General features: G+C 53.6%; 1 protein-coding gene. It reads left to right on the top strand.

The genetic code is table 11. From position 1 onward, the window contains the following. Nucleotides 1-615: 615 nt before the first annotated feature. Nucleotides 616-1,791, top strand: a complete 1,176-nt coding sequence (locus Q0482_RS07635) for a hypothetical protein (protein WP_299145197.1) — start codon at nt 616-618, stop codon at nt 1,789-1,791. Nucleotides 1,792-2,130 lie beyond the last annotated feature (339 nt).

Below are 2,130 nucleotides of genomic sequence, written 5' to 3'. Positions count from 1 at the left end.
AAATGTCATGTTTATTAATAGGAATCTAATTTACACAAGGAATTTTACACCCTCCCCCTATGAACCCTTTGAACCTTCTGAACCCTCTGAACCTTGCCACGCAGTGGCTCCAATGGCAATCCACAACCCTCGGGCCATAGGCCCGTCAAACCTAAGAACCTTAAGGACCCTCGGCTCCGCAGGAGCCGTTAACCTTTTCCCTCACAACCCTTTTATACAACCTACGGCGTCAGCCGTGCCCCTTTGTGCCTAAAGGCGCTCCCCTCTTTATTTTCCCCATTGACAACCCTTTCCAATGCGTGTATACTAATGTCTAACTAAAAAGTACCTGCATGGAACGAGACAGAAATGACGGGATTCCTCTTAGAGAGCCGGTGGATGGTGAAAACCGGCAGGCGCTGTCGTTTTACTCACTCGCGAGCATCCCGGCCGAACAGAGTAGGCCTGGCGGCAGTCCCCGTTATGGATGAGCCCTACGCAATGGATTTCTTTCATTGATGTGGCAGAGTGATAAGTACAAGGTGGTACCGCGCGAAGATGCGCCCTTCAGAATGGATTTCTGATGGGCGCTTTTTGATTTCCTGCAGGAGTTTTGGAGAAATGGAGTGAAGCAGTATGGAAGAGAAAAAAGGTTTTTTCAGTGGAGCTTTGGGGCGGCTGGTGCTTCCCGGCATTATCCTGCAGTCCGTCCTCATCGGCGGCGGGTATGCCACCGGCCGTGAAATCGTGGAGTACGGCGCCAAGTTCGGCGCCATGGGCTGGCTTTCGGGGCTGGCTACGTTTGTGGGATTTGCTTTGGTGGCGATCCTTTCCTTTGAGCTCATCCGGCTCTATAAGGTGTATGATTTCAAGTCTTTCCTTAAGGAATTGATCGGGCCTCTGTACCATGTGTTTGATCTGGTGTACCTGCTTTTCATGGTCATCATTATTGCGGTCATGTCGTCTGCCACCGGCGCGGTGGTGGAGCAGATGACCGGGCTCAACTACTGGTACGGCGTAGGTGCCATTACCATCGTGGTGGGCATCCTCAATTACTACGGGGAAAAGATTATTTCCTATTTTGAAACCATCGGCACCGTGCTTCTTTACATCGGTTATATTTCCTTCTCCGTGCTGGTTATCAGCCACGGCGGCGCCCATATTTCCGAGGTCATGGCTGCAGGTGACCATTCTTTCGTACCCGATGCTACCATAGGGGCCGCTCTCTGGACGGGCATTCTCTACATGGCTTACAACCTGGTGGTATTTCCTGCGTCCTTCTTCACTATCAAGGCCCAGAAGAGCCGGAAGGACACCATCGTCAGCGGTATCATCGCCGGCCTTCTCATGATTATCCCCTGGTTCATGACCTACTATGCAGTCATGGCTTTCTATCCCGACAAGGCAGTGCTGGCTTCCCCGGTACCCTGGGTAGCCATGATGCAGGCGGACAATGCGCCGGGCTGGTTGCTCCTTCTCTTCAGCATTGTCATGGGCTGGACCCTCATTGAAACGGCCACCGGCATCATCCATGCCATGCTGGAACGTATCGACACGGGCCTCCGTGATACGGGCAGAAATCCCCTCAGCCGTCAGCACCGCGGCATGCTCACCGTCACCATTCTGGTCATTTCCGTGGCCTTTGCTAAAATCGGCATTATCGACCTCATCGCCAAAGGCTACAACGCCCTGGCCTATGCCTTCATCCTCCTCTACCTGGTTCCCCTCCTCACGGTGGGCGTGTACAAGATTATGAAGAAATCGGAGAAGAAGGAAGAAGAAAGAGTGGAAGGCATGGAAATCGCAAAATAAAGAAATGAGAAAGCGGCGCCCTCAGGGACGCCGTTTTTGTGCGGATGGATTCCCGAAAGGGAAGAGACAGTCAGACACCAGACTTCGGCTGTCTGCTGGCCCCTTACCGCTGCTGTTATCCGCGGAACGGTATTCCCGAAGGTTGACGCGCCCTTACGGGCGCGAGGGTTGATGGGCCATGCGCTGACGCGCTGGCCCAAGGGTTCTGTCCGGGACCGGCTGACGCCTCCCGGACAGTTTGAGGGCTCCTCCCAGGGTAGTTATAAAGTATCGCTCCGCTGGGGAGTGTTAGAGCCAGGCGAATTTAGCCATTTTGAGCCGGGCGAAAATCGCCAAAAT

Source organism: uncultured Dialister sp. (assembly GCF_937959425.1).
In the GTDB taxonomy this organism is placed as follows: Bacteria; Bacillota; Negativicutes; order Veillonellales; family Dialisteraceae; genus Dialister.
The sequence above is the reverse complement of the archived record's forward strand: the minus strand, read 5'-3'. Positions and strand labels throughout refer to the sequence as shown.